Here is a 1,416-nt window from a genome sequence, read left to right on the forward strand (position 1 = left end):
CGTCCTCGGCCGAGGACGGGTCGACGTCCTCGTCGACGAGGATCAGCACCTTCACGAAGCGGTGGCGGCGGAACACCTCCTCGGCCAGCGCGGCCAGTCGCGCGTCGTCCGCCGCGGACCGCTTGCGCACCTGGGCGACCAGCAGGAACATCCCGCCGCCCGCGGGCGCGTAGTGCACATCGGTCACCAGCTCCCCGCCTACCCCGGACAGCGCGAACGACACCGCCCCGGCCAGCCCGAGGATCAGCGACTGCTCGCGGCCCGGCCCGATCACGGCCTGGAAGACCGGCGACTCGCGGGTCGCCACCGCCGTGACGGTGATCGCGGGCAGGTCGGTCGCGCCCTCGCCGTCGTAGCCGAGCACTTCCGGCAGCGAGCCGGCGCGCGCCCGGCCCGGCAGGGCCTCGTCGGCCGTGGTGCCGTCGAAGTAGCCCTCCAGGACCACCTCCGACTCGGCCAGTACCCAGGCCGGTTGGCTCACCGCCGGGGTCAGTGCCACTGGGCCGCCCGCGAACGCCCCGGCCAGCTCCAGCTTGCCCGTGCCCTCCGGCAGGAACGCGCTGGCCACGGCCGAGGCGATCATCGCGGCGGGCGGCGCGCCGATGTTGACCGAGACCGGCAGCCGTTCGCCGCGCGCCACCGCGTCCTCGTACAGCGCGAGCAGCCGCCGGCTCGGCAGCATCCAGATGACGAGCTGGTTCCGGTCGCGGACGAGCAGCCGGTGCACGGCCAGGGCGGTACGGCCGGTGGCGGGGTCGTGGGCGTGCAGCAGGCCCGTCGTCACGTACGGGCCCGCGTCCCGGGGGGTGGTCAGCAGTGCGGGCAGCTGCCGCAGATCCACTTCGTCGCCCCGGCTGACGTGCGGGAACGGTGAGTCGGCCAACCGCTCCGGCGAGTGCGTGGCGGACAGCAGGGCCGCTACCGACGCGTGGTCCGCGCGGCGTGGCAGGCCCGGCAGCCAGCCGCGGATGCGTTCGGCGTCGCCGTACGTGCCGAGCAGCACCGGCATCGACGGGTCCGGCACATTGGTGAGGTGCGGGCCCGGCACGTCGGTGACGTGTGAGCCCGGCGCGTCGGTGGTGTGCGGGTCCGGCACGTCGGTGATGTTGGTGTAGAGCGCGATGTCCTCGGGCCTGGCCGCGGAGGTGGCCGGGACCCCGGCGTAGTGGTCCGCGTAGTGGGCGGCCAGCGCGACGCGGTCCATCGGCTCGTGGTGGATGTGGCAGGTGAGCGGGGCCTGTTCGCGCACCGCGGAGAGCGCGGCGCGCAGGGAGAGGCCGGGCAGATCCCGCGCCGCCCCTGCTGTGCCGTCCGCGGCAACCCTCGCCACATCGTCCGCCGCGCCGTCCGCCGCAACCTTCACCCGCGCCGCCCGCTACGCCGTCCACCGCAGCCCTCGCCGCGCCGCGCTCGCCG

At 75.4% G+C, this 1,416-nt stretch carries 1 protein-coding gene; it reads right to left on the minus strand.

Going from position 1 to position 1,416, the window contains the following annotated elements:
• On the minus strand, window positions 1-1,363 hold a 1,363-nt coding region (locus AOK16_RS21765; protein WP_055473872.1), incomplete at its 3' end, for a UbiD family decarboxylase.
• Between the last annotated feature and the right edge of the window lie 53 nt (window positions 1,364-1,416).

The sequence above is a fragment of the Streptomyces pathocidini genome (assembly GCF_001418495.1).
GTDB classification, from domain to species: domain Bacteria; phylum Actinomycetota; class Actinomycetes; order Streptomycetales; family Streptomycetaceae; genus Streptomyces; species Streptomyces pathocidini.